General features: G+C 51.5%; 21 protein-coding genes. 8 read left to right on the top strand and 13 right to left on the bottom strand.

Annotated elements, in window-relative coordinates:
• Positions 1 to 6 precede the first annotated feature (6 nt).
• The 5 genes from ACE419_RS06340 to ACE419_RS06320 all read left to right on the top strand — a co-directional run bounded on the left by ACE419_RS06340 (position 7) and on the right by ACE419_RS06320 (position 6,152).
• On the top strand, positions 7 to 1,554 hold the full coding sequence (locus tag ACE419_RS06340; protein ID WP_435721423.1) for a response regulator transcription factor: 1,548 nt from the start codon (positions 7 to 9) through the stop codon (positions 1,552 to 1,554).
• Between the two features lie 208 nt (positions 1,555 to 1,762).
• Positions 1,763 to 2,770, top strand: coding sequence for an inositol 2-dehydrogenase (iolG, locus tag ACE419_RS06335; RefSeq protein WP_435721384.1), 1,008 nt, complete (start codon positions 1,763 to 1,765; stop codon positions 2,768 to 2,770).
• Positions 2,771 to 2,842: 72 nt separating this feature from the next.
• The gene (locus ACE419_RS06330; protein ID WP_432647123.1) at positions 2,843 to 3,622 is read left to right on the top strand and encodes a TIM barrel protein; all 780 of its coding nucleotides are present in this window, start codon (positions 2,843 to 2,845) and stop codon (positions 3,620 to 3,622) included.
• Positions 3,623 to 3,685: 63 nt separating this feature from the next.
• The gene (locus ACE419_RS06325; protein ID WP_435721383.1) at positions 3,686 to 5,116 is read left to right on the top strand and encodes an MFS transporter; all 1,431 of its coding nucleotides are present in this window, start codon (positions 3,686 to 3,688) and stop codon (positions 5,114 to 5,116) included.
• A 202-nt stretch (positions 5,117 to 5,318) separates the two neighbouring features.
• A complete protein-coding gene (locus ACE419_RS06320) occupies positions 5,319 to 6,152 on the top strand; it encodes a hypothetical protein (protein WP_435721382.1) in 834 nt (277 codons plus the stop codon).
• A 401-nt stretch (positions 6,153 to 6,553) separates the two neighbouring features.
• Here ACE419_RS06320 and ACE419_RS06315 read toward each other — a convergent pair whose 3' ends face one another.
• The 3 genes from ACE419_RS06315 to ACE419_RS06305 all read right to left on the bottom strand — a co-directional run bounded on the left by ACE419_RS06315 (position 6,554) and on the right by ACE419_RS06305 (position 8,178).
• On the bottom strand, positions 6,554 to 7,258 hold the full coding sequence (locus tag ACE419_RS06315; protein WP_435721381.1) for a M48 family metallopeptidase: 705 nt from the start codon (positions 7,256 to 7,258) through the stop codon (positions 6,554 to 6,556).
• Positions 7,259 to 7,290: 32 nt separating this feature from the next.
• The gene (locus tag ACE419_RS06310) at positions 7,291 to 7,878 is read right to left on the bottom strand and encodes a hypothetical protein (protein WP_435721380.1); all 588 of its coding nucleotides are present in this window, start codon (positions 7,876 to 7,878) and stop codon (positions 7,291 to 7,293) included.
• 63 nt (positions 7,879 to 7,941) lie between these two features.
• Complete coding sequence (locus ACE419_RS06305) at positions 7,942 to 8,178, bottom strand: DUF1653 domain-containing protein (protein WP_432647128.1); 237 nt, start codon at positions 8,176 to 8,178, stop codon at positions 7,942 to 7,944.
• Positions 8,179 to 8,386: 208 nt separating this feature from the next.
• On the opposite strand from ACE419_RS06305, the gene ACE419_RS06300 reads away from it, so the two are divergent.
• The gene (locus ACE419_RS06300) at positions 8,387 to 9,130 is read left to right on the top strand and encodes a metallophosphoesterase (protein ID WP_435721379.1); all 744 of its coding nucleotides are present in this window, start codon (positions 8,387 to 8,389) and stop codon (positions 9,128 to 9,130) included.
• A gap of 31 nt (positions 9,131 to 9,161) precedes the next feature.
• Here the strand turns inward: ACE419_RS06300 and mtnA are convergent, their stop codons facing one another.
• The 4 genes from mtnA to ahpC all read right to left on the bottom strand — a co-directional run bounded on the left by mtnA (position 9,162) and on the right by ahpC (position 13,399).
• Entirely contained in the window at positions 9,162 to 10,223 is a 1,062-nt protein-coding gene (gene mtnA, locus ACE419_RS06295; RefSeq protein ID WP_432647133.1) for an S-methyl-5-thioribose-1-phosphate isomerase, read from the bottom strand.
• Positions 10,224 to 10,344: 121 nt separating this feature from the next.
• A complete protein-coding gene (locus ACE419_RS06290) occupies positions 10,345 to 10,995 on the bottom strand; it encodes a class II aldolase/adducin family protein (protein ID WP_435721378.1) in 651 nt (216 codons plus the stop codon).
• Positions 10,996 to 11,186: 191 nt separating this feature from the next.
• A complete protein-coding gene (locus ACE419_RS06285) occupies positions 11,187 to 12,836 on the bottom strand; it encodes an FAD-dependent oxidoreductase (RefSeq protein ID WP_435721377.1) in 1,650 nt (549 codons plus the stop codon).
• Complete coding sequence (gene ahpC, locus ACE419_RS06280; RefSeq protein ID WP_435721376.1) at positions 12,836 to 13,399, bottom strand: alkyl hydroperoxide reductase subunit C; 564 nt, start codon at positions 13,397 to 13,399, stop codon at positions 12,836 to 12,838. The genes ACE419_RS06285 and ahpC overlap by 1 nt, the downstream gene beginning before the upstream one ends.
• 219 nt (positions 13,400 to 13,618) lie before the next feature.
• Here ahpC and ACE419_RS06275 point away from each other — a divergent pair, with 219 nt between their 5' ends.
• Together ACE419_RS06275 and ACE419_RS06270 are read left to right on the top strand one after the other, a co-directional pair.
• On the top strand, positions 13,619 to 13,864 hold the full coding sequence (locus ACE419_RS06275; protein ID WP_432647938.1) for a type II toxin-antitoxin system HicA family toxin: 246 nt from the start codon (positions 13,619 to 13,621) through the stop codon (positions 13,862 to 13,864).
• Positions 13,861 to 14,220: a type II toxin-antitoxin system HicB family antitoxin gene (locus tag ACE419_RS06270; RefSeq protein ID WP_432647937.1), complete on the top strand. Its 360-nt coding sequence runs from the start codon at positions 13,861 to 13,863 to the stop codon at positions 14,218 to 14,220. The genes ACE419_RS06275 and ACE419_RS06270 overlap by 4 nt, the downstream gene beginning before the upstream one ends.
• Before the next feature lie 163 nt (positions 14,221 to 14,383).
• Here ACE419_RS06270 and ACE419_RS06265 read toward each other — a convergent pair whose 3' ends face one another.
• The 6 genes from ACE419_RS06265 to ACE419_RS06240 all read right to left on the bottom strand — a co-directional run bounded on the left by ACE419_RS06265 (position 14,384) and on the right by ACE419_RS06240 (position 19,282).
• Positions 14,384 to 14,983, bottom strand: coding sequence for a histidine phosphatase family protein (locus ACE419_RS06265; RefSeq protein WP_432647936.1), 600 nt, complete (start codon positions 14,981 to 14,983; stop codon positions 14,384 to 14,386).
• A gap of 16 nt (positions 14,984 to 14,999) precedes the next feature.
• Positions 15,000 to 15,611 (bottom strand): nitroreductase, encoded by a 612-nt coding sequence (locus ACE419_RS06260; RefSeq protein WP_432647935.1) that lies wholly within the window; start codon positions 15,609 to 15,611, stop codon positions 15,000 to 15,002.
• Positions 15,612 to 15,679: 68 nt separating this feature from the next.
• A complete protein-coding gene (locus ACE419_RS06255) occupies positions 15,680 to 16,327 on the bottom strand; it encodes a sugar O-acetyltransferase (protein ID WP_435721375.1) in 648 nt (215 codons plus the stop codon).
• 214 nt (positions 16,328 to 16,541) lie between these two features.
• Complete coding sequence (gene phoU / locus ACE419_RS06250; RefSeq protein WP_295635234.1) at positions 16,542 to 17,219, bottom strand: phosphate signaling complex protein PhoU; 678 nt, start codon at positions 17,217 to 17,219, stop codon at positions 16,542 to 16,544.
• A 1-nt stretch (position 17,220) separates the two neighbouring features.
• Entirely contained in the window at positions 17,221 to 17,976 is a 756-nt protein-coding gene (gene pstB, locus ACE419_RS06245) for a phosphate ABC transporter ATP-binding protein PstB (RefSeq protein ID WP_295635395.1), read from the bottom strand.
• Positions 17,977 to 18,094: 118 nt separating this feature from the next.
• Entirely contained in the window at positions 18,095 to 19,282 is a 1,188-nt protein-coding gene (locus ACE419_RS06240) for an ATP-grasp domain-containing protein (RefSeq protein WP_435721374.1), read from the bottom strand.
• Positions 19,283 to 19,304 lie beyond the last annotated feature (22 nt).

Below are 19,304 nucleotides of genomic sequence, written 5' to 3'. Positions count from 1 at the left end.
TATAAAGTGATTATTGCGGACGATGATTTTCTGGTCCGCACTTATCTGAAACAGATGATTCCGTGGAAAAAGCATGGATTTCTTATTGTCGGGAACGCTAAAAACGGCCAGGAAGCATTGGAACTCATCGAAAAAGAACATCCTGCCCTCATCATCACCGATGTCTGCATGCCAGTTTTAGACGGCATCGGCCTCATCCGCGCCATGCGCGCCCGCCATCTTCCCGGCCACATTCTCGTTCTGAGCAGCCACGATGATTTTGCCTATGTTCACGAAGCCATGAAACTCGGCATCGATGATTATCTCTTAAAAGATGATCTGACACCGGAAAATATGCTGACTTTTCTCAAGGAACATCTAAAGGATGCCCCCTGTGAATCAGAAAAAGAGGAAAGTCCGACTGCCTCACCTGCATCATCTGTCTCAAACGTATCAAATTTCTCAAATGTATCAAAGGAAGAGCTGGCCCGCATCGGTCAGGAAAAACTCCGCCATGATTTCTTCTTGGCTTTCAGCAGACAGGGGCTTCTCCCAAGCGCTGAAATTCCCACAGCAGCAGAGCGGGCAGGGCTGCCTGCCTCTTTCCGCCTGGCAGCGGCCTTTTTCCTGCAGCTGCGCGGCTGGCAGGCACGCCGTCAGGCTCTGAACGAAGAAGAACGCCTCTCCTTTCATCAGGCTTTTGTCGAAATGCTCCAGACCTTTCTTGACCGCCATCGAGATACTTGCAAAGGCTGGCCCTTCCTGCTCGATGAAGAAAGCGGCTTCTGGGGGCTCATACTCATCTTCCCCGATGCCGTCAGCCGTGCCGCACTGCTGCCAAAGCTTTATGAAACGTCCCGTCACCTGCAGACTTTAGTCGAGCGGTACTTCGATCTGCGTATTTTGCTCGTGAAAACCGCTCCGCAGTCCGACTGGGCACACCTCATGACGAGCTATTGGGCACTGCTCACGAAAAAAGATACCTGCTTTTATCTGCCGGATGGCATATACACAGCTGATGAACTACCCGCCGCCAAATCGTCAACGTCATTATCCCCTGACCTGTCAGCCGAAAAATTTCTGCCATTGCTCGCCAAAGAAAATCTGACAAAAGAAGCCCTCCTGTCATGCTTGGAAAAAAAGTTTCCACAGCTCACAGAAGCCAGTTGGGCAGCATTACGACAGGCAGAAGATTACAAAGCCCTGCAGCAGGAACTCGGTCAAATGCTTGCCAGAGAACAGGCCGAAAGTCAGCTTCATCCGTCCATCCGCCAGGCCCTGCGCTTTATTGAAGAGCATTACCACGAAAACCTCATGCAGGCAGACATTGCCGCAGCCGTACATCTGAATCCGGCTTACTTTTCGACTTTGTTCAAAAAGAATATGAATAAGGGCTTCAGCGAATACTTAGCCGAGCGCCGCATTAAAGCCGTCAAGCAACGTTTAGCCGAAAGCACGGAACGCATCAAGGACATCGCTGCAGCGGAGGGCTTTGATGATTATCCCTATTTCTGCCGGCTCTTCAAACGCCTCGTTGGCTTGACACCGCAGGAATACCGCTCTCAAAAAATTTAACAATCCCTTATCCAAAAATACGACAACTCTTGTCAAAAAAAGACAAGGCTGCCGTATTTTTTTATGCCTATCCGTCCTGCTGTCAAAAATCAGCCAAGGAAATGACAAACCATCCAAAAAGCTCAAAAACACGTACAATAGATAATAAACTATAATAGTAACTGTCAAACGGAACAGCACTTATACAAATGAAAGAGAGGTTTTCATCATGAAAATTGGTATCATCGGCGCAGGACGCATCGGCAAGGTTCACATCCGCAACATTTCCCTGTTCGTACCAGACATGGAAATCAAGACGGTCGCTGACCCGTTCATGAATGATAAGACAGCAGCCTATGTCAAGCAGTTCGGCATCGAGAATGTCACGAAAGACGCTGCTGACATCCTGAATGACCCGGAAATCAAGGCTGTCATCATCGCGTCCTCGACGAATACCCATGCAAAATTCATCATTGAGTCGGCTAAAGCCGGCAAGGACATTTTCTGCGAGAAGCCAATTGACTACGACCTCAAGCGCGTTCACGAAGCCATCGACACGGCCAAAGCAGCTGGCGTCAAGCTGCAGATTGGCTTCTGCCGCCGCTTCGACCACAATCACCGCGCTGTTTACGATATGGTAAAATCCGGCAAAGTCGGACAGCCGCACCTCATCCGCATCAGCTCGCGTGACCCGGAGCCGCCATCCATCGACTATGTAAAAGTTTCGGGCGGCATCTTCTACGATATGATGATTCACGATTTCGATATGGCCCGTTTCCTCGCAGGCGATGAAGTTGAAGAAGTCTACGCACAGGGCTCTGTCCTCGTCGATCCGGAAATCGGCAAAGCCGGTGATGTCGACACGGCCGTCGTTACGCTCAAATTCAAGTCAGGCACAATTGCCACAATCGACAACAGCCGCCGCGCCGTCTACGGCTATGACCAGCGCGTTGAAGTATTTGGCTCGAAGGGCGTTGCCTTCAACGGCAATGACATCCCGAACACGGCACATTTCGCCGATGCAGATGGCACAGTCGGCGGCACGGCTTATCAGGTCATGTGGGACCGCTATGAGCAGGCCTTCGTCAATGAGATGAATGCTTTTGCCAAAGCCGTCAAAGAAGACACGGCTACGCCGGTGACGGGCGAAGATGGACTTTATCCGGTCGAGATGGCTGCTGCTGCTACGAAGTCCCTCAAAGAAGGCCGTCCGGTCAAGATTGAAGAAGTCCGTTAAAATACCATAGAAAAATAAGGCAGATGCTGGCTGTCACTGCCAGCATCTGAAAAATAATCAGGAGGAATCATCATGAAACGTTGTGCCTGCATCGATACACTTTATACGGAACTGCCCTTCGCTGAACGCTTTGCCGCCGCCAAGAAAGACGGCTTCGAGTCCGTCGAATTTTGGGACTGGCGCATCCGCGACCTCAAGGAAGTCCACGAAGCTGCCAAGGCTGCCGACATCAAAATCAGCGGCTTCAACGGCGATAACGACTACTCCCTCGTCGACCCAGAACAGAAAGACGCCTACCTCAAAAATCTCAGGGATTCCCTCGAAGCCGCCAAGACGGTAGGTGCTGAAACCGTCACAATCCATTCCAACGCCCTCGGCGATGGCGGCGTGGTCATCAATCATTACGATGAACTTTCTGATACCGTAAAACTCTGCTCGATGTACCGCACACTCGTGGAAAGCGTAAAACTGGCCGAAGAATACGGCATCCGCATGAATCTTGAGGCTCTTAACATCAAAGTCGACCATGTCGGCAATTTCCTCAAAACCACGCAGATGGCTGCCGAAGTCACGCGCCTGATTGGCTCTCCGTACCTCATGGTTCTCTTTGATGCCTATCACATGCAGTACAACGAAGGTGCCCTCTGCTACAATCTCGAGAAATACATCGACCAGATTGGCCATATCCATGTAGCCGACTGCCCGGGCCGTCATGAACCCGGCACAGGCGAAATCAACTACCATCAGGTCTATGAGACGCTCAAGCGCCTTGGCTACAAATACCGTGTGGGCTATGAGCTTTTCCCGAAGACGGATACCAAGACCGCTGTACAGGCTATCATGAAAGACTGATGAACTAAAATCGAATATTCACTTCATATTTGCTTGTATTATGAGATATGAGGAGGGCTTTTTATGAATGAACCGCAGCCAGCTGGGGGCACGCCGCCCACAGCAGCCGCACCAAGCCAGGCGTCCTCACAAAATGATGGCCGTCTTTCCTGGTTTACGCGCATTTCCTATGGCCTCGGCGACACAGCCATGAACATCGTCGCCGGTGCTATGACCATCCTGACTTTTTTCTACACCGACTACGCAGGCGTCGAGCCGACGACCGTCGGCCTCGTCTTCCTGATTTCCCGTATTTTCGACGGTGTTTCCGACCTCATCATGGGCTTTATCGTCGAGCGTACGAATTCAAAATGGGGCAAATCAAGGCCCTGGATTCTCTGGTCCAGCATCCCCTTCTGTGTTTCCATTGTCCTCATTTATACCGTCCCGCAGGGTTCGGACTTCATGAAGTTCGTTTACCTGTTCATCACGTACAACTTCTGCAATACCATCTGCTATACAGCACTCAACCTGCCTTACGGCAGCCTCTCGGCCATGATGACGCGCATCTCGCGCGAACGCGATATGCTCTCCATTACGCGTATGGCCCTCTCGCCAATCGGCAAAATCATCTCGATTTCCGCCACGCTGCCGCTCGTCAAAATGCTCGGCGACAATCAGGCCGCCTGGATCAAGGTCATGAGCATCTGGTCGGTACTCGCCTTCATCCTGCTCATGCTCTGCTTCACACAGTGCAAGGAGACCGTCGTCATCGAGGCACGCAAGAAAGTCAGCAAAGTCCCCATCCTGCTGTCTCTTAAATGCCTGTTCTGCAATAAGTATTTCTGGATGGCCATGACGATTTGGATGATGCAGTGCATCATTCAGATGGTCACGGGCACACTGCTTCCTTACTACTGCAAATACATCTTCCACAATGACTCGCTCTTCAGCATCCTGCTGCTCTGCGAGGTCATCACGACGATTGTTTGCACCATTCTCTTCTGTCCGAAACTCCTCAAACGCTTCGGCAAACGCAATATGTCCCTGATTGGCGTCACCGTCGCCCTGATTGGCCATTTGATTTACTGCCTGAACCCGATGAGCTTTGGCTGGGTCGTCTTTAGCTGCATCATCCGCGGCATCGGTTTTGCCCCGCTGAATTCCGTCATTTTCGGTTTTCTCGGCGACGTCGTCGAATACGGTCAGTGGAAATTCCACGTACGTCAGGAAGGCCTGATCTTCTCCGGCAGCTCCGTCGGCTACAAAGTCGGCACGGGTATCACCGGTGCCCTCATCACGGTGCTGATGTCCTGGTCCGGTTACATCTCTTCTTCGACGGCAGATGCCATTCAGCCGCAGTCAGCCATTGACATGATCGTACATATGTATATGTACGGCATGACACTCATCTGGGTCATCCTGATTGTCGTTCTGCTGCTTTATAAACTTGATAAACTTTATCCGCGCATCATGCGAGACCTTGTCGAACGTGAATCGCACGGTCAGCTTTGATCTCCCCCGCCAGGCTGTCTCCCCTTCCGACAGTCTGGCGTTTTTTATTGTAAAAGAATTCAAATCCGGATTCAGCAATGAACTTTCCTTCTTTATCCAGTTTGTCAAGTTCAAGGGCTTTACGAATTAACAAAAAAGTAGTATAATATTAAGTAATTATTTGTAAATGTAATCGTCTTTTAGATGGGAGGAACTTCTATTGATGAGCAGAATGAGAAAATTCCTGACAGCCACATTCCTTGTTTGCTGCGCAGTCGGCAGCACGACTGTTTCGGCATCGCCAGTCCTTAAAACGACGGCTCCTGCAGCGCAGGCTTCGTATCAGCAAAAAGCTGCTATGCTGCCCGGCACGGCAGGAACGTTCACGGAACAGGAAGCCAGTGCTGCTGTTCTGAGCAGACCGGCTGTCATCACTCGTCCTGTTTACAAACGCGCAAATACGGCTTCCGCATCTGTCCATTCCATGAATTCCAATTCAAAAATGGAAAGCAAAGTTGCGCCGCTTTCGCCGATGCATCCAATTTCTCCAATCACACCATCCGTGAAACTGCCTTCCATCATCCCGTCCATGCCTTCCGGAACGGCTCCGGATACCACGGAAGATGCCTATGCCATCCGCAATGATTTTGGCAAGAGCAATCTGATCAAGTGGAGCAGCGCTTACGGCATGAATACGCCGTGGAATGATAATGATGTAACGGATACGGCTGACTTCAAGCCTTCCACGATTGCCTTCCTCGACACGCTCAACACGTTCGCCCGTGATGCCGGCATTTCCTTCGTGCTGACGGGCGGTGCCGAATACGGCTATCATGCCCATGGTACCTACTCCCATGAGAACGGCTACAAAGTCGACATTTCCGACACCGGCGCTTATCCGGGAACGGAAGCTTATCGCGTGCTCTTAATGGCACTGGCTCCTTTCAAACATCACCTTTCCCACGAATGGAACAATGGTCATTATGACATCACCATTTACCCTGCGAACTATACGGGTTCCTACGAGGGTGCCGACCACGGCAATGACGATGACTAAACATCATTTATAAAGCAAAAAGAAAAACCTTCGGGAATCAGCTGCTCATCCTGATTCCCGAAGGATTTTTTATTTGCAGATAAAAATAAGGCCCACAGCAATGCAGGAATATTCTTCTCTCTTGCTATGGGTCTTACTTTATCCGTTTATATCCGTCTTTGTTATGCATGATTATGCATTCCAGCTGATGACTTTGCCAAAAGCTTCTACATTGATACGGGATTTGAATACGCGTTTTACGAGTTTCTTCATGATCTTCTTCCTCCTGTTTTTCTTTCTTTTGAGTACATGGTTACTATAACTCATTTATAAAAATACGTCAATACAGGATAAAAAAGAAGTTTTCTTGAAAAATTTCATTAATTTTATTTACATATAAAAATTCTGATTATTATATTATTTTATGAGTACGGCGAATTCAAATACGCTCTGACTTTTTTCCATTCAGGCATATAGTAGCTCATAAGTGCATAAAAATGCTTGTTATGATAGCGTTCAGCCAGATGAAGAATTTCATGCAGGATGATATAACGCAGGCAGAGCGGCTTCTTTTTCGCGAGTTCCAGATTAATCCAGATGCGCCTTTTGAGGATATTGCAGGTTCCCCAGCGCGTCTTCATCTGTTTCGTCCGCCATTCCGCCGCAAAAAGTCCTGTGAGCTGCTCGATGGCTGGTGCTGTTTTCTGAATGGCCGCCATGAGTTCTCTGCGATAGGCCTCCCGCAGCAGTCTCTCCCTCTGCCCGCACGTACTGCCGGCAGGAACCGTCAGCAATGCACGTGCTCCGGAAAAGGAACAGGCCGCCCGCCTGCCCTCTTTGACGACGAGAACTTTAGACTCCCCCCAGAGCCTTACGGTCTCGCCTGTCACATATTGATGCTGTGTTGACGGACGGGCTTTGATCTCGGTGATTTTGCGCCGCAGCCAGTCTTCATTCTCCCGTACAAAGCGCTCGATGGAGGCTTTTGGCATATGCAGGGGGGCCGAAAGCGTGACTTTTCCGTCCGGAGTCTTGACGCGCAGATGCATATTCTTGATGTGCTTGCGCTGCAGTTCAATCGCGATGCCGGCAATCCGGATATCCGTTTTTGTTTCTTTCATCTTCATGCAACCATTTTCCGATACAGATGAACGCGCCATCATTCGTCAAAAAGAGTCAGCTCATCGCCTACCGGGACCTGTGATGCCTCCGGAACGCCTCTGGCCGACTGATAATCCGCTTTGAGCTTTGCCAGCATCTGCGGAAAATAACGCTTGACCTCTTCCTTCGTCCGGAAGCAGTTGCCCGCCGCAAAATGCGCGTAGTCAGCAAACGTGCCGTGCCAGTTGCAGCCCTCTATTCTGCCGTCATCACTGAGATAATAATAATAGTCGGGCTCAGCCGGCAGGAATTTGTCCCAGCGGATGCGCCGTCTGCCATTTAAAAGCTCCGGCAAATATTCCGAAGCATCTGCAGCCTGCTTTTCTATTTTCTCCCAAGGCATTTCCTCAGAAAAATCCTTCAGGGCCGCTTCCTGCAGATTCAGCATATGCAGGCCATCCTCTTCAAGAAAAAACGCCCTGTGCGAAACGCCTTCCAGATAAAAGATTTCCCGCAGACCGACATGCAGGAGCTCCGCGACCGACTGCATAAGGCCGTGTCTGGCCTGCGTTCTTGCCATTTCCTGCTGCCAGACATAATCTTCTATCCGGCTTTTCTGCTCATCCGAAGCAATTTTATCATCCACTCGCTACGCCTCCCAGCAAAAATATCCTTTATTATATCATATCTGCCGGACAGAGCGAAACCATCACTGGAATTTCTCAAAACGGTACTTCTGCCCGGCCTCCGGGTATTTCTCGTGGTCGACTTCACTCATGAACATCAGGAGCGGCCGGACATAGACACCGTAGCTGCCGTACAGGGCACGGTAGCAGACCATGCGTTCATCCGTTTCCGTATGAATGACCGGACATTCGATGATTTCATAAAGATGATTCTTAAAGTGTCTCCAGATTTCCCCGTGTTTTGGCAGTTCCCTCGTCATAAAAATTCCCCCATTCTTTTTGCGATCTATCTGATATAGTACAATTCGCGGAAAAAACGCAGAATCCTGCTGCCTGCAAGGGCCATATCGGTCAGTCCTGCTCTTCTGGCAGAATACCGGAATTTATGCTAAGATGAAACCGAATAACAGCAGCGGCTTCGCAGATGTAAGATATGTTTAATACTATATATTTAGGAAGGAAGATTATATGGCACTCTTTGCCCTCGGAGATTTTCATCTCTCGTTTCAGGTCCCTGACAAATCCATGGACGTCTTCGGGCCGGTCTGGCATCACCATGAAGAAAAGATACGGAAAAACTGCACGGATCTTATCAGCCCCGACGACACGCTCGTCGTGACGGGCGACCATTCGTGGGGACGAAAGCTTCCGCAGTGCACAGAAGACCTAGGTTTTATCGAGTCGCTGCCGGGACGCAAGATCCTGCTGCGCGGCAACCACGACATGTTCTGGGACGCCAAAAAGACAGCCGCCCTCAACCGTCAGTTCGAAGGCAGGCTGTCTTTCCTGCAGAATAATTTTTTTGCGTATGAAGATTATGCCCTCGTCGGCACGAAGGGCTATACGTTTGAAGGGCCGTTCTACCTCGACCGTGCCGGCCGCATCATCGGCTGGGATGAGGAAAACGAAGCACATGCCCAGAAGCTCGTCGCACGCGAGGCCGAACGGCTGCGCGTTTCCTTTGAGGCCGCCCGCAGGGCCGGTTTCGAGAAATTCATCATGTTCCTGCACTACCCGCCGACAAACATCCTCGAAAAAGAGAGCATCTTTACCAAAATAGCCGAAGATTACGGAGCAGGTCAGGTCATCTACTCCCACTGCCACGGCGAAGAACGCTTCCATGACAGCATTGAGGGAAACTTCCACGGCATTGACTATCATCTCGTCTCCGGCGACTACCGGGACTTTCAGCCTTTACAGCTTCTGCCCTGATGGATGCTGCTCTTAATTCTGCCCCGAAGTCTCAGGCTCTGCCGCATTTTTTGCGGATTTCCTGCAGGGAAACATCATACGGGGCACGCGCGATGCCGTATTCGGTGACAATCGCCGTGACGAGGCTGTGGTCGGTCACGTCAAAAGCGGGATTGTAGACCTTGATGCCTTTCGGCGCCATGCGTTCCTTGTACCACATTTCCGTGACTTCCTCAGGCGGACGCTGCTCAATCTTGATTTCGCTGCCTGTCGGCGTCGCAAAGTCAAGAGTCGAAGTCGGCGCGCAGACGTAGAACGGAATGCCGTAGTATTTCGCAAGAATGGCCACGCCTGACGTGCCGATTTTATTCGCGACATCGCCGTTTGCGGCCACGCGGTCACAGCCGACAAAAATCGCCTGTACCCAGCCATTCTTCATGACGGACGAGGCCATATTGTCGCAAATCAGCGTCACATCGAGGCCCGAAGCGCTGAGTTCATAAGAAGTCAGCCTTGCCCCCTGCAGCTGCGGACGCGTTTCATCACAGAAAACATGGAAATTATAGCCTTTCTTGTGGCCGAGATACATCGGCGCTGTAGCCGTGCCGTATTTAGCCGTTGCCAATTGTCCGGCATTGCAGTGCGTCAGGAGGCCATCGCCCTTTTTGACGAGCGTCAGTCCGTACTCCCCAATTTTGCTGCAGATCCATATATCCTCGTCTTTAATCTTCACAGCCTCGTCGTGCAGCAGCTGTTTGATTTCTGCGACGGATTTGCCCTTATTCTTCAAGACCACCTGTTCCATGCGCTTGAGTGCCCACGAGAGATTGACGGCCGTCGGCCGCGAGGAATCGAGATAATCCTTGGCCCTGCGGAACCCGGCAAGGAACGCATCGTAATCATCCGTCTCGATTTCACGCGCCGCAAGGTAAATGCCAATGGCCGCCGCATCGCCAATGGCCGGAGCCCCGCGCACAGCCAGCGTGTTGATGGCCACCCAGATTTCCTTCTGCGTCGTAAGATGCAGAAGCTCCGTCTTCCCCGGCAGCTTCGTCTGATCGATGATGACCAGCGCGTGTTCCGTATCATCGAGTGCCACGGTCTCATAATCCATGATATTCTTCTCTTCGGTCAATTGAATTCCCCCATCGATTCTTATGCAGTTTTACGTCAGGATTTAGATAGATTCACTTTATCAAAAAGTTTCGTACAACATATCAAGACAGAGTTTTGGCTTACGAAAGCCTGCCCGGGTATTTCCAATTGGCAAGCTCTTCTACGGGCACGACATCCGGCTCATGGCCAAGCACGGTCAGCGTTTTATAGTAGATTTCCGCGAGCTCTTCAACGTAACTTGCGCGCAGCAGTGCTTCCTTGAGGTCTCCTGCCACGGCAATGACGCCATGGGCCTGCATAAGCGCGACATCGGAGATGGAAAGCGGCTTCAGCACGGATTCTGCAAGTTCCTTTGTGCCCGGCCTGCCGTACGGCGCGACAGGGATATAGCCCTTTTTACAGCCGAGCAGGAAAAGTTCGTAGACAATTGCAGGAATCGGCTTGTTCATGACGGCAAAAGCCGTCGCATTCTTCGAATGTGTATGGACGATGGCCCCGACTTCCGGCCTTGCCTTGTAAACGGCCATATGCATCATGCTCTCACTCGTCGGCTTTTTGCCGGTCAGCGCCTCGACAACATTTCCCTGCATATCGATGACGACGACATCTTCTGGCAGCATTTCCGCGCGGTCCATGCCCGTCGGCGTGATGACGATATAGCCTGTCTCCTTATCATGAATACTGAAATTGCCCGAGCGATGCCTGCAAAGCCCCTCGCGTTCTGCCTGCTGGGCATAGCGGACAACCTGACGTTTTAGTCGTTCCAGCATAAAAAGACCTCTTCTCTTTGCTATAAAATACGAATCATTCTATTTTTCCGACATTTCTATTATACAATTTTAACTAAAACGAATCAAGTGTTCCATCTGTATTGTTTTTTGGTTTTACAAGAAAAAAGGCCTATCCTGCCTTTTACAGCTGGATAAGCCTTACTTTTCTCTTTTATCTTTTGGGATGATGTTCACGACTGTGAAATCATGTTGAAAAGCTGAGCGATATTCTTTTTGCCGAACTCAGGTCCGCTGTCGTTGATAAAGAAACACGGCACACTCATGACCTGATATTTTTTCTGCAGGTCCGGATAGCGGTTGAGGTCGTAGACACCTGTCGTGATCTTGCTGTTGAGCGTCGCCATGCGCTGTGCTGCTGTGACGAGCTCCGGACACATCGTGCAGGAAAGGCTGACAAAAATGCGCAAGTGACATGGTTTGTCAAAAGCGAGGATCTGCTGGCGCAGATTTTCCTCAACGGCCTGCCCTTTGCCTGAGGCATTGTACAGCCCGAGTACAAATGACGTGAACTCATGGCCGCCCGGCACGCCGTGGAAGGCTAACCCTGCAAAGCTCTTGTCCTGACGATAGACGCGGACACACGGCTTTTCACCTGCATCTTCGTCTGCTGCTGCCCTTGTAACCTGCAGTTTGTCCGTCAGACTGCGGAGCTCCTTCATATAAGCAGCGAGCTCCTGACTGGCTGCCGAATCGTCAAGGAACAGACGAAGTTCCAAAGGATGCTCCATGCGGGCAAAGACCGTCTGGAGCTGGGCGACGATTTCCGGCTGGAAAAGGCCGCTGGCCGAAGCAGCCGGCGCTGCTGCCGCATCTTTGGCAGCAGGAGCTTCCTTCTTCTCTGCCGCAGGACGCAGCGGGCGAATGCCTGTCTTTTTCTGCATCGCCAAGGCATAGCGCTCAAGCTCTGTTGCCGCAAGGGCCCCGTCGCCAGCCGCCGTGATGCACTGACGCAGCGATTTGATGCGGATATCGCCGGCTGCATAAAGGCCATCGCAAGTCGTCTTCATGTTTTCATCCGTGATGACATAGCCCTTATCATTGCGCGCCGCAATGCCTTTGACGAGTTCCGTCGCCGGCTCATAACCGGCAAAGACAAACAGGCCAAACGTCTTGCCCTCAGGCGCCGTATACGTCTTGACTTCACCAGTCCTCGTATTCTTATACGTCAGGCTGCGCAGCATCGAATCGCCCTCGGCTGCTTCGACCACGGTATTGGTCAGCACCGTGATATTTGGATTCTCCTTTGCCTCTTCTGCCGTCTGCTCCGCGCAGGAAAAGTCATCACCGCGCACAAGACAGGTGACATGCGACGCGTATTTTGTCAAAAAGACACTTTCCTCTGCCGCCGCATAGCCGCCGCCGATGACAAAAACCGGCAAATCGCGGAAAAATTCCCCATCACAGGTCGCACAGTAGGCAACGCCGCGGCCGCGGAATTCATCTTCGCCCTTGAAGCCAGCGGACCTCGGGCGTGCACCTGCTGCCAGCAGTACGCCAAAACATTTAAGAGGTCCCTGCGAGGTGTTGACTGTCTTGATATCCCCCGTCATATCGAGCGAAGTGACTGTCGCGAGCTTGAATTCTGCGCCAAAAGCTTCGGCTTGCTGGCGCATGTGTTCCGTCAGGGCCGCCCCGCTGATGGAAGCAATCCCCGGATAATTCACGACGCGTTCCGTGATGGTGAGCTGGCCGCCGAAATGTTCTTTTTCGACGACCAGCACGCGGTAGCAGGCCCTCGCGAGATAAATCGCTGCCGTCAGGCCCGCCGGACCGCCGCCAATCACGATGACGTCGTAAAGTTCGCCATCCTTTGCAGGCATCAGAGTGCTCCTACAAGGTCAAGGCTCGGTTTCAGCGTCTCGGCACCCGGCTGCCATTTTGCTGGGCAGACCTCGTCGCCATGTTCGTGGACGAACTGGCAGGCCTGTACCTTGCGCAGAAGCTCGTCGGCATTGCGGCCGACATTGCCGGCGTTGACTTCGTACGCGACAATTTTGCCTTCCGGATTGATGATGAACGTGCCGCGCTCGGCTACACCAGCCGACTCAATCAGGACCTCAAAGTCGCGCGAAAGTGCATGCGTCGGGTCAGCCAGCATCGGGTACGTCAATTTGCTGATGCGTTCCGAATGGTCATGCCATGCCTTGTGCACAAACTCCGTGTCGCAGGAAACCGAATAAATCTCGCAGCCGATTTTCTTGAAGGAATCGTAATGATTCTCGAGGTCTTCAAGCTCCGTCGGGCAGACAAACGTGAAATCTGCCGGATAGAAGAAGAATACACTCCACTTGCCAAGGAGATCTGCCTTGGTCACCGTGTGGAAATCATTGTTCTGAAAAGCCTTTACGGAAAACTCACTTACCTCTTTGTTAATTAACGACATGATAAATCTCCTTTCAAATTCAAGCACTTTAGCTTTATTTATTTTCAGTGATAATTAATATCAATTTCTATGGTTATATAATACCATACCACACTTTGGAAATCAAGAATTATTTTTTATTACAAAGAAAAATCCCGCAGAATTTTCATCTGCGGGAAAAATGAGCCTTGTTGACACCATATACGGTATCAGATTATAATAATATCAGAGGTGAGAATATTGTCCAAGTGGGAAAAGTTATTGCTTCGTTTATATTCCCTCCCCAGCGATATGCAGTTTCAAGAAATACGAAAGATCCTTATAAAAATCGGCTACAAAGAAAATCAGCCGAAAGGCGGCAGCAGCCATTATACATTTCGCAAACAGGGATGTGCCCCCATTACGATACCAGCGCATAATCCCATCAAGAAAATTTATGTGGAAATGGTAAGAAATGCTGTGGAAAGAGAAGGTGATTTGAAATGAAGAATATCGATTATTATCTTTCTTTACCTTATCGTACGGAAATTTATGAAGATCCGGAAGTTGGCGGCTATACGGTGGCGATTCCCGAACTCCCCGGCTGCCTGTCCTGCGGTGAAACAATCGATGAAGCGATGAAAAACATCAAAGATGCAAAAAAAGCCTGGCTGGGAGCAGCCTTAGAAGATGGCTATCCGATTCCGGAACCGACAAAAATTGAATCCTACTCCGGCCAGTTCAAACTTCGCCTGCCTAAGAGCTTACACAAAAAATTAGCGGAGCGCGCGAAGCGCGAAGGAATCAGTTTAAATCAATACTGCGTCTATCTTCTTTCTCAGAACAACGCACTTCATGCTTGATGCATGACAAAAGGCCTGCAAAATTTGCAGGTCTTTTTATTTGAACAATATTTTTTAGAAGTGATATGCCGCCCAGACATTGCCGCCAAAGCCTTCGTGCTGGCACAGGCAGGCTTTGGCCTCAGGCTAAGTAGAATATCATCGTCTAAACAGGCATCATCCCTTACTCGCCAAACGGCAGCAGCAAATAGATGAGCCCGGCGTTTGGAAGTTCGGGCAGTCTGCGGAAGCGGGCCATGCGTTCGGCGTTTGCGGCATAGGGATGGATGGATACATCAATAAGGCAGTTTAGGAACTGGCCGTGGGAAAAAATCGCGATGTCGGTCTCAGGCCTTTGGAGCAGCCGCTCATGGATGACCTCTGCCCTTTTGACAAAGTCGGCAAAGGATTCGGCCCCGCCGCCGTCGCGGTAGTCGGGGTCCTGTCTCTGCCAGTATTCCCGAACGAGCGGGATGCGGTCGCTGCGGCGCGTGTTGCGGCAGCGCGCGGGCGAAAGATAGGTAAATTCTGCCGTTTCGGGCCAGATTTCCGTCGGCACGTCGGGATATTTTTCGCACAGCGGTTCGGCCGTCTGCTGGGCCCGCAGGAAAGAGGACATGACGATGAGCTCGGGCTTTTTGTCAAGGCGTCCGGCAAGCCTTTTTGCCTGCTCCCTGCCAAGGCCGGTCAGCGGGATATCCGCGTGATTCTGCGTCGGCTGGTCGACGTTGCCGACACTCTGGCCATGACGCATGAGCCAGACAATCTTGAAATCCGTATGCATGACGCACCTCGTTTTCTCAGTCGATATAGGTGACAGGATTTCCTTTGACGGGAAGGACATTGCGCGGCGGCAGACCGTTTGGCAGGTCCGGCAGGCCGAGGCTCAGCGATGCATAGACGGCTTCGTCCTCCGCCATGCCGAGGGTCCGGAGATAGGCCACAAGGACGGGATTGTCCTGCAGCCAGCGCAGCTGATTGATCCAGCATGAGCCGAGGTCCAGGGCATTGGCCGCGAGCATCATGTTCTGCATGGCGCACGAAACATCGGCAAAGTTATTGCCGTAGTTCTTCTTATTGGCCACAACGATTAAGACCGGCGCATTGTAAAGGAAACGGTAATTGCCTTTTTTCGCAGCGCGGATGGCACCGCCATAGTTATCGTCATTTTCCGGCGTGACTTCCATTTTGGCAAACTCCTGCTGTACGAGCTCCGCGAGTTTGTCGAGGACTTCTTTTTTGCGGATAACGAGGTAATGGCTCTGGTTCATATGCTTGCCGGCAGGTGCGCGGCGGCCGGCTTCGACAACTTTTTGAAGAAGCTCGTCCGGCACAGGCTCTTCCTTGAATTTGCGCGTGCTGTGGCGCGTCTCGATGCAGGTAAATACATCCATCGTTTTATTCGTACTCATAAAAGCAGACTTCCCTTCTATTATATATATGGCTCTATTATATATATGGCTCTATGCGATGATTCGTCTCAAACCTCGGCCTCTTTGCCGACGCGGCGCAGTTTCTTGAGTTCGTCGGGCATTTTCCGTCCTTTATGATAAAACTCCCAGTCTTTGTCACCGAGTTTGCGCTGCACGCGGCACGGCACGCCAAAGGCCAGTACACCAGCTGGAATATCCTTTGTCACGACACTGCCCGCACCGATGACGGAATTATCGCCAATTGTCACGCCCGGCACGATGATGACGCCTGAGCCAAGCCAGACGTTTTTGCCGATATGGATGGGCAGATTGTACTGATAGCCCTTCTCGCGCAGTTCCGGGGCCAGCGGATGGTTGGCCGTGGCCAGCGTGACGTTCGGGCCAATCATCGTGAAGTCGCCAATGTAGATATCGCAGTCGTCAACGGCCGTCAGATTGTAATTGGCGTAGACATTGCGGCCAAGGTGCATATGGCGTCCGCCCCAGTTCGCGTGCAGCGGCGGCTCGATATAACAGTCCTCGCCGATTTCCGCAAACATCTCTTTCAGCATCTGCTGGCGTTTCTCCTGCTCATGTGGCCGCGTCATATTGTAATCGTAGAGCTTTTCCATGCAGTCGAACTGCTCGGCCATCAGGGAATCGTCGGTCGGCAGATAAATGTCCCCGCGAATCATCTTATCATGGGCTATGCGCATAAAATCGCCTTCCTTCATCTCATTTTGCTGTCTTATACATTTCGACAAGTACTGTATATTTCCCTGCTGCGAAATTTTGCGCAAAAAAAGAAGGGGCGTTTCCCCCTTCCGAGCCCTGCAGGCCCACCTTCCCCTAAAGGGGACGGCATGGATGATGACAGCCAAAATCACCAATCTTAAAAAACAAGATAGGTGCTCTTTATATTTCTTTGCTTTAAATTAGACGGTTTTTCTTCTGATGGATGCGTTCTGCAGTTTCAAGATAGATGACCCATTCCGCGATATTTACGGCGTGGTCGCCAATGCGTTCAAGGAAACGCGCGATGAACAGCAGCTGCGTGGCACCTTTCTGACGGGCGCCCTCTTTTGTGACGAAGTCAGACAGTGCATAGAACGTGTGCTCAAATACCGTATCCATGTGCTTGTCCATCTTGCGGACTTCGTCGGCTTCCTGTACGTTGTTGTCGCGGTAGGCCTTGACTGCCATGCGCAGCATGTCGGCCGCGCAGTCGCCGAGCTCTTTAATCCAGCGCCTGCACTCAGGATTCAGCTGTTCCTCAACGGCAAGAGCTGTCTTGGCAATGTCAAAAGCGTGATCGCCAATGCGTTCGATATCCGTCGAAATCTTGAAGCCCGTCGCAATGACGCGCAGGTCGTGGGCAATCGGCTGCTGTTTGGCAATGAGCAGGATGCATTTATCCTCGACGTCGACAATCATGTCATCGATTTCATCGTCGGCTTTCATGACTTTTTTGGCAAGTTCAGCATCGTCATCAAGCAGTGCCGTCATAGCATTCTCGACATTTTTAAGGGCTTTGTCCCCCATTGAGGCAACGAGTTCCTGCACGACTTCGAGGTCGTGGATGTATTCCTGTCTAGTTTGGCGTTCCATATCAGCCGAACCTCCCTGTGATGTAGTCTTCCGTCTTCTTGTCGTGCGGTTTCGTGAAGATGACGTCCGTCGTGTCGTGCTCGATGAGCTTGCCGTTGAGGAAGAATGCCGTATAGTCGGAAACACGGGCGGCCTGCTGCATGTTATGCGTGACCATGACAATCGTGTATTCCTTCTTGATTTCCTGTACGAGTTCCTCAATCTTCATCGTTGAAATCGGGTCGAGGGCGGAGCACGGCTCATCCATCAGGACGACTTCCGGCTCGACGGCCATGACACGTGCGATGCAGAGACGCTGCTGCTGGCCGCCGGACATGCCCATGGCCGAAGCATCGAGGCGGTCCTTGACCTCATCCCAGAGGGCGGCGCCGCGCAGGCTCTTCTCGACGATTTCATCGAGGCGCTTCTTGTCCGTGAGTCCATGGACGCGGCAGCCATAGGCTACATTATCGTAAATGGACATCGGGAACGGATTTGGACGCTGGAAAACCATGCCCACGCGTTTGCGCAGATTGACGAGGTCTACGTCCTTATCGTAGATATCACGGTCGTCGAGCGTGATTTTGCCGTCAATCTGTACCCCTTCAATCAAATCATTCATGCGGTTGAGTGTACGCAGGAATGTAGATTTGCCGCAGCCCGAAGGGCCGATAAGGGCGACGACTTTATTTTCCGGCACCTCCAGCGAAACGTCAAACAGAGCCTGATGCGTCCCGTAATACAGATTGAGGTGCTGTGCCTGCATTTTCATGCCGATTCCTCCCAAACAAAGACATCCCTGCCTAGAGGAATGCCTGATACTTCATTTCTGAACAATATCATTGTACTCTCTAAGCAGGGATGGTTTGTTGTGTGCAGGTTAACGTTTTGTAAAATCAGCGGTCCTGCACGAAATGGATGAATTCTTCCGTGGCTTCCTGCGACGGCAGCTTGACCGTGTACATCTGGTTGCCCATCTGCGGCACCATCATCTCTGGCATGCGTTCGCACATGACCATATTTTTGCCGTAGCGCGCCATGACTTCCTCATGGCTGTGCTGGTACTGGTAGCAGTCGCGGCGGCCCGCATAAACGCAGTAGCAGTGATGGCCGGAATCCGGCAGCAGGCGCTTGTCGTACGTGACCATGTCCGCCCAAATCTTATAGACATCCGTCGCATGCGCATAATTCATCATATCCGGCGTGTAGCCGCCCGCCGGACGCATGTTGACTTCAAGGCCGACAAAGTCACCGGCCTTGCCAAGGCCCTCTTTATCCTCGGCGAGGCAGAAGAACTCGAGATGCACAAAGCGGCTGCGCACGCCAAAGGCCTTGACCGTCGCACGGCCGGCGCGGCGCAGATTTTCGGGCATGCCGGCAGCCGTATAGTACGCGAGGTCGAGGTTCTTCAGGACGATGTCCATGATGGACGGCGGCCAAGCCGTCATCGATTCGAAAAGAGGCTCCGAATGCGAGTCGAGAATGGCATCGTACGAGAAAATCTGTCCTTTGACAAACTCTTCCATAACGTACGGAATCGGATGCTTCGTCGCATAGAAGTACGCGAGTTCATCGTCATTGTGCAGTTTGTAGGTATCAGACGCGCCGACACCGTTATCCGGCTTGACGATGACCGGGTAGCCGACCATGTGTGCAAAATCGCGGCCGGCCTCAAACGACGTGACTTTATGGAGTCTGGCCGTCGGCACGCCGGCTTTTTTATAATAGGCTTTCATGGCTGACTTGTTCTTGATGCGGCCGATGTTTTCAATCTGCTCGCCCGTCGTCACATGGAAATCCGTACGCAGGCGTGCGTCCTGCTCAAGCCAAAACTCGTTGTTCGACTCAATCCAGTCAATCTTGCCGTACTTGAAGGTGAAGAAACCGACGGCGCGGACCATCTGGTCGTAATCGTCGAGATGCGGCAGATAGTAGTACTCCGTCAGGGCATTCTTGAGTTCTTCCGAAAGTTCATCATAAGGGCTGTCACCGATGCCGAGTACATTGACGCCGTTTTTCTTCAGGCGGTCGCAGAAGTTCCAATAATGTTTCGGGAAATGCGGCGAGATAAAGATGAAATTCATTCTAGCAAGATTCCTTTCTTCA

Origin of the sequence: Mitsuokella apri (assembly GCF_047974105.1) — a bacterium.
Taxonomy (GTDB): domain Bacteria; phylum Bacillota; class Negativicutes; order Selenomonadales; family Selenomonadaceae; genus Mitsuokella.
The sequence above is the reverse complement of the archived record's forward strand: the minus strand, read 5'-3'. Positions and strand labels throughout refer to the sequence as shown.

Excerpts from the sequence above, each read along its gene's own strand:
- iolG (WP_435721384.1), top strand. The coding sequence starts at position 1,763 with ATGAAAATTGGTATCATCGGCGCAGGACGCATCGGCAAGGTTCACATC.
- ACE419_RS06330 (WP_432647123.1), top strand. The coding sequence starts at position 2,843 with ATGAAACGTTGTGCCTGCATCGATACACTTTATACGGAACTGCCCTTC.
- ACE419_RS06325 (WP_435721383.1), top strand. The coding sequence starts at position 3,686 with ATGAATGAACCGCAGCCAGCTGGGGGCACGCCGCCCACAGCAGCCGCA.
- ACE419_RS06320 (WP_435721382.1), top strand. The coding sequence starts at position 5,319 with ATGAGCAGAATGAGAAAATTCCTGACAGCCACATTCCTTGTTTGCTGC.
- ACE419_RS06315 (WP_435721381.1), bottom strand. The coding sequence starts at position 7,258 with ATGAAGATGAAAGAAACAAAAACGGATATCCGGATTGCCGGCATCGCG.
- ACE419_RS06305 (WP_432647128.1), bottom strand. The coding sequence starts at position 8,178 with ATGACGAGGGAACTGCCAAAACACGGGGAAATCTGGAGACACTTTAAG.
- ACE419_RS06300 (WP_435721379.1), top strand. The coding sequence starts at position 8,387 with ATGGCACTCTTTGCCCTCGGAGATTTTCATCTCTCGTTTCAGGTCCCT.
- mtnA (WP_432647133.1), bottom strand. The coding sequence starts at position 10,223 with ATGGATTATGAGACCGTGGCACTCGATGATACGGAACACGCGCTGGTC.
- ACE419_RS06290 (WP_435721378.1), bottom strand. The coding sequence starts at position 10,995 with ATGCTGGAACGACTAAAACGTCAGGTTGTCCGCTATGCCCAGCAGGCA.
- ACE419_RS06285 (WP_435721377.1), bottom strand. The coding sequence starts at position 12,836 with ATGCCTGCAAAGGATGGCGAACTTTACGACGTCATCGTGATTGGCGGC.
- ahpC (WP_435721376.1), bottom strand. The coding sequence starts at position 13,399 with ATGTCGTTAATTAACAAAGAGGTAAGTGAGTTTTCCGTAAAGGCTTTT.
- ACE419_RS06270 (WP_432647937.1), top strand. The coding sequence starts at position 13,861 with ATGAAGAATATCGATTATTATCTTTCTTTACCTTATCGTACGGAAATT.
- ACE419_RS06265 (WP_432647936.1), bottom strand. The coding sequence starts at position 14,983 with ATGCATACGGATTTCAAGATTGTCTGGCTCATGCGTCATGGCCAGAGT.
- ACE419_RS06260 (WP_432647935.1), bottom strand. The coding sequence starts at position 15,611 with ATGAGTACGAATAAAACGATGGATGTATTTACCTGCATCGAGACGCGC.
- ACE419_RS06255 (WP_435721375.1), bottom strand. The coding sequence starts at position 16,327 with ATGCGCATAGCCCATGATAAGATGATTCGCGGGGACATTTATCTGCCG.
- phoU (WP_295635234.1), bottom strand. The coding sequence starts at position 17,219 with ATGGAACGCCAAACTAGACAGGAATACATCCACGACCTCGAAGTCGTG.
- ACE419_RS06240 (WP_435721374.1), bottom strand. The coding sequence starts at position 19,282 with ATGAATTTCATCTTTATCTCGCCGCATTTCCCGAAACATTATTGGAAC.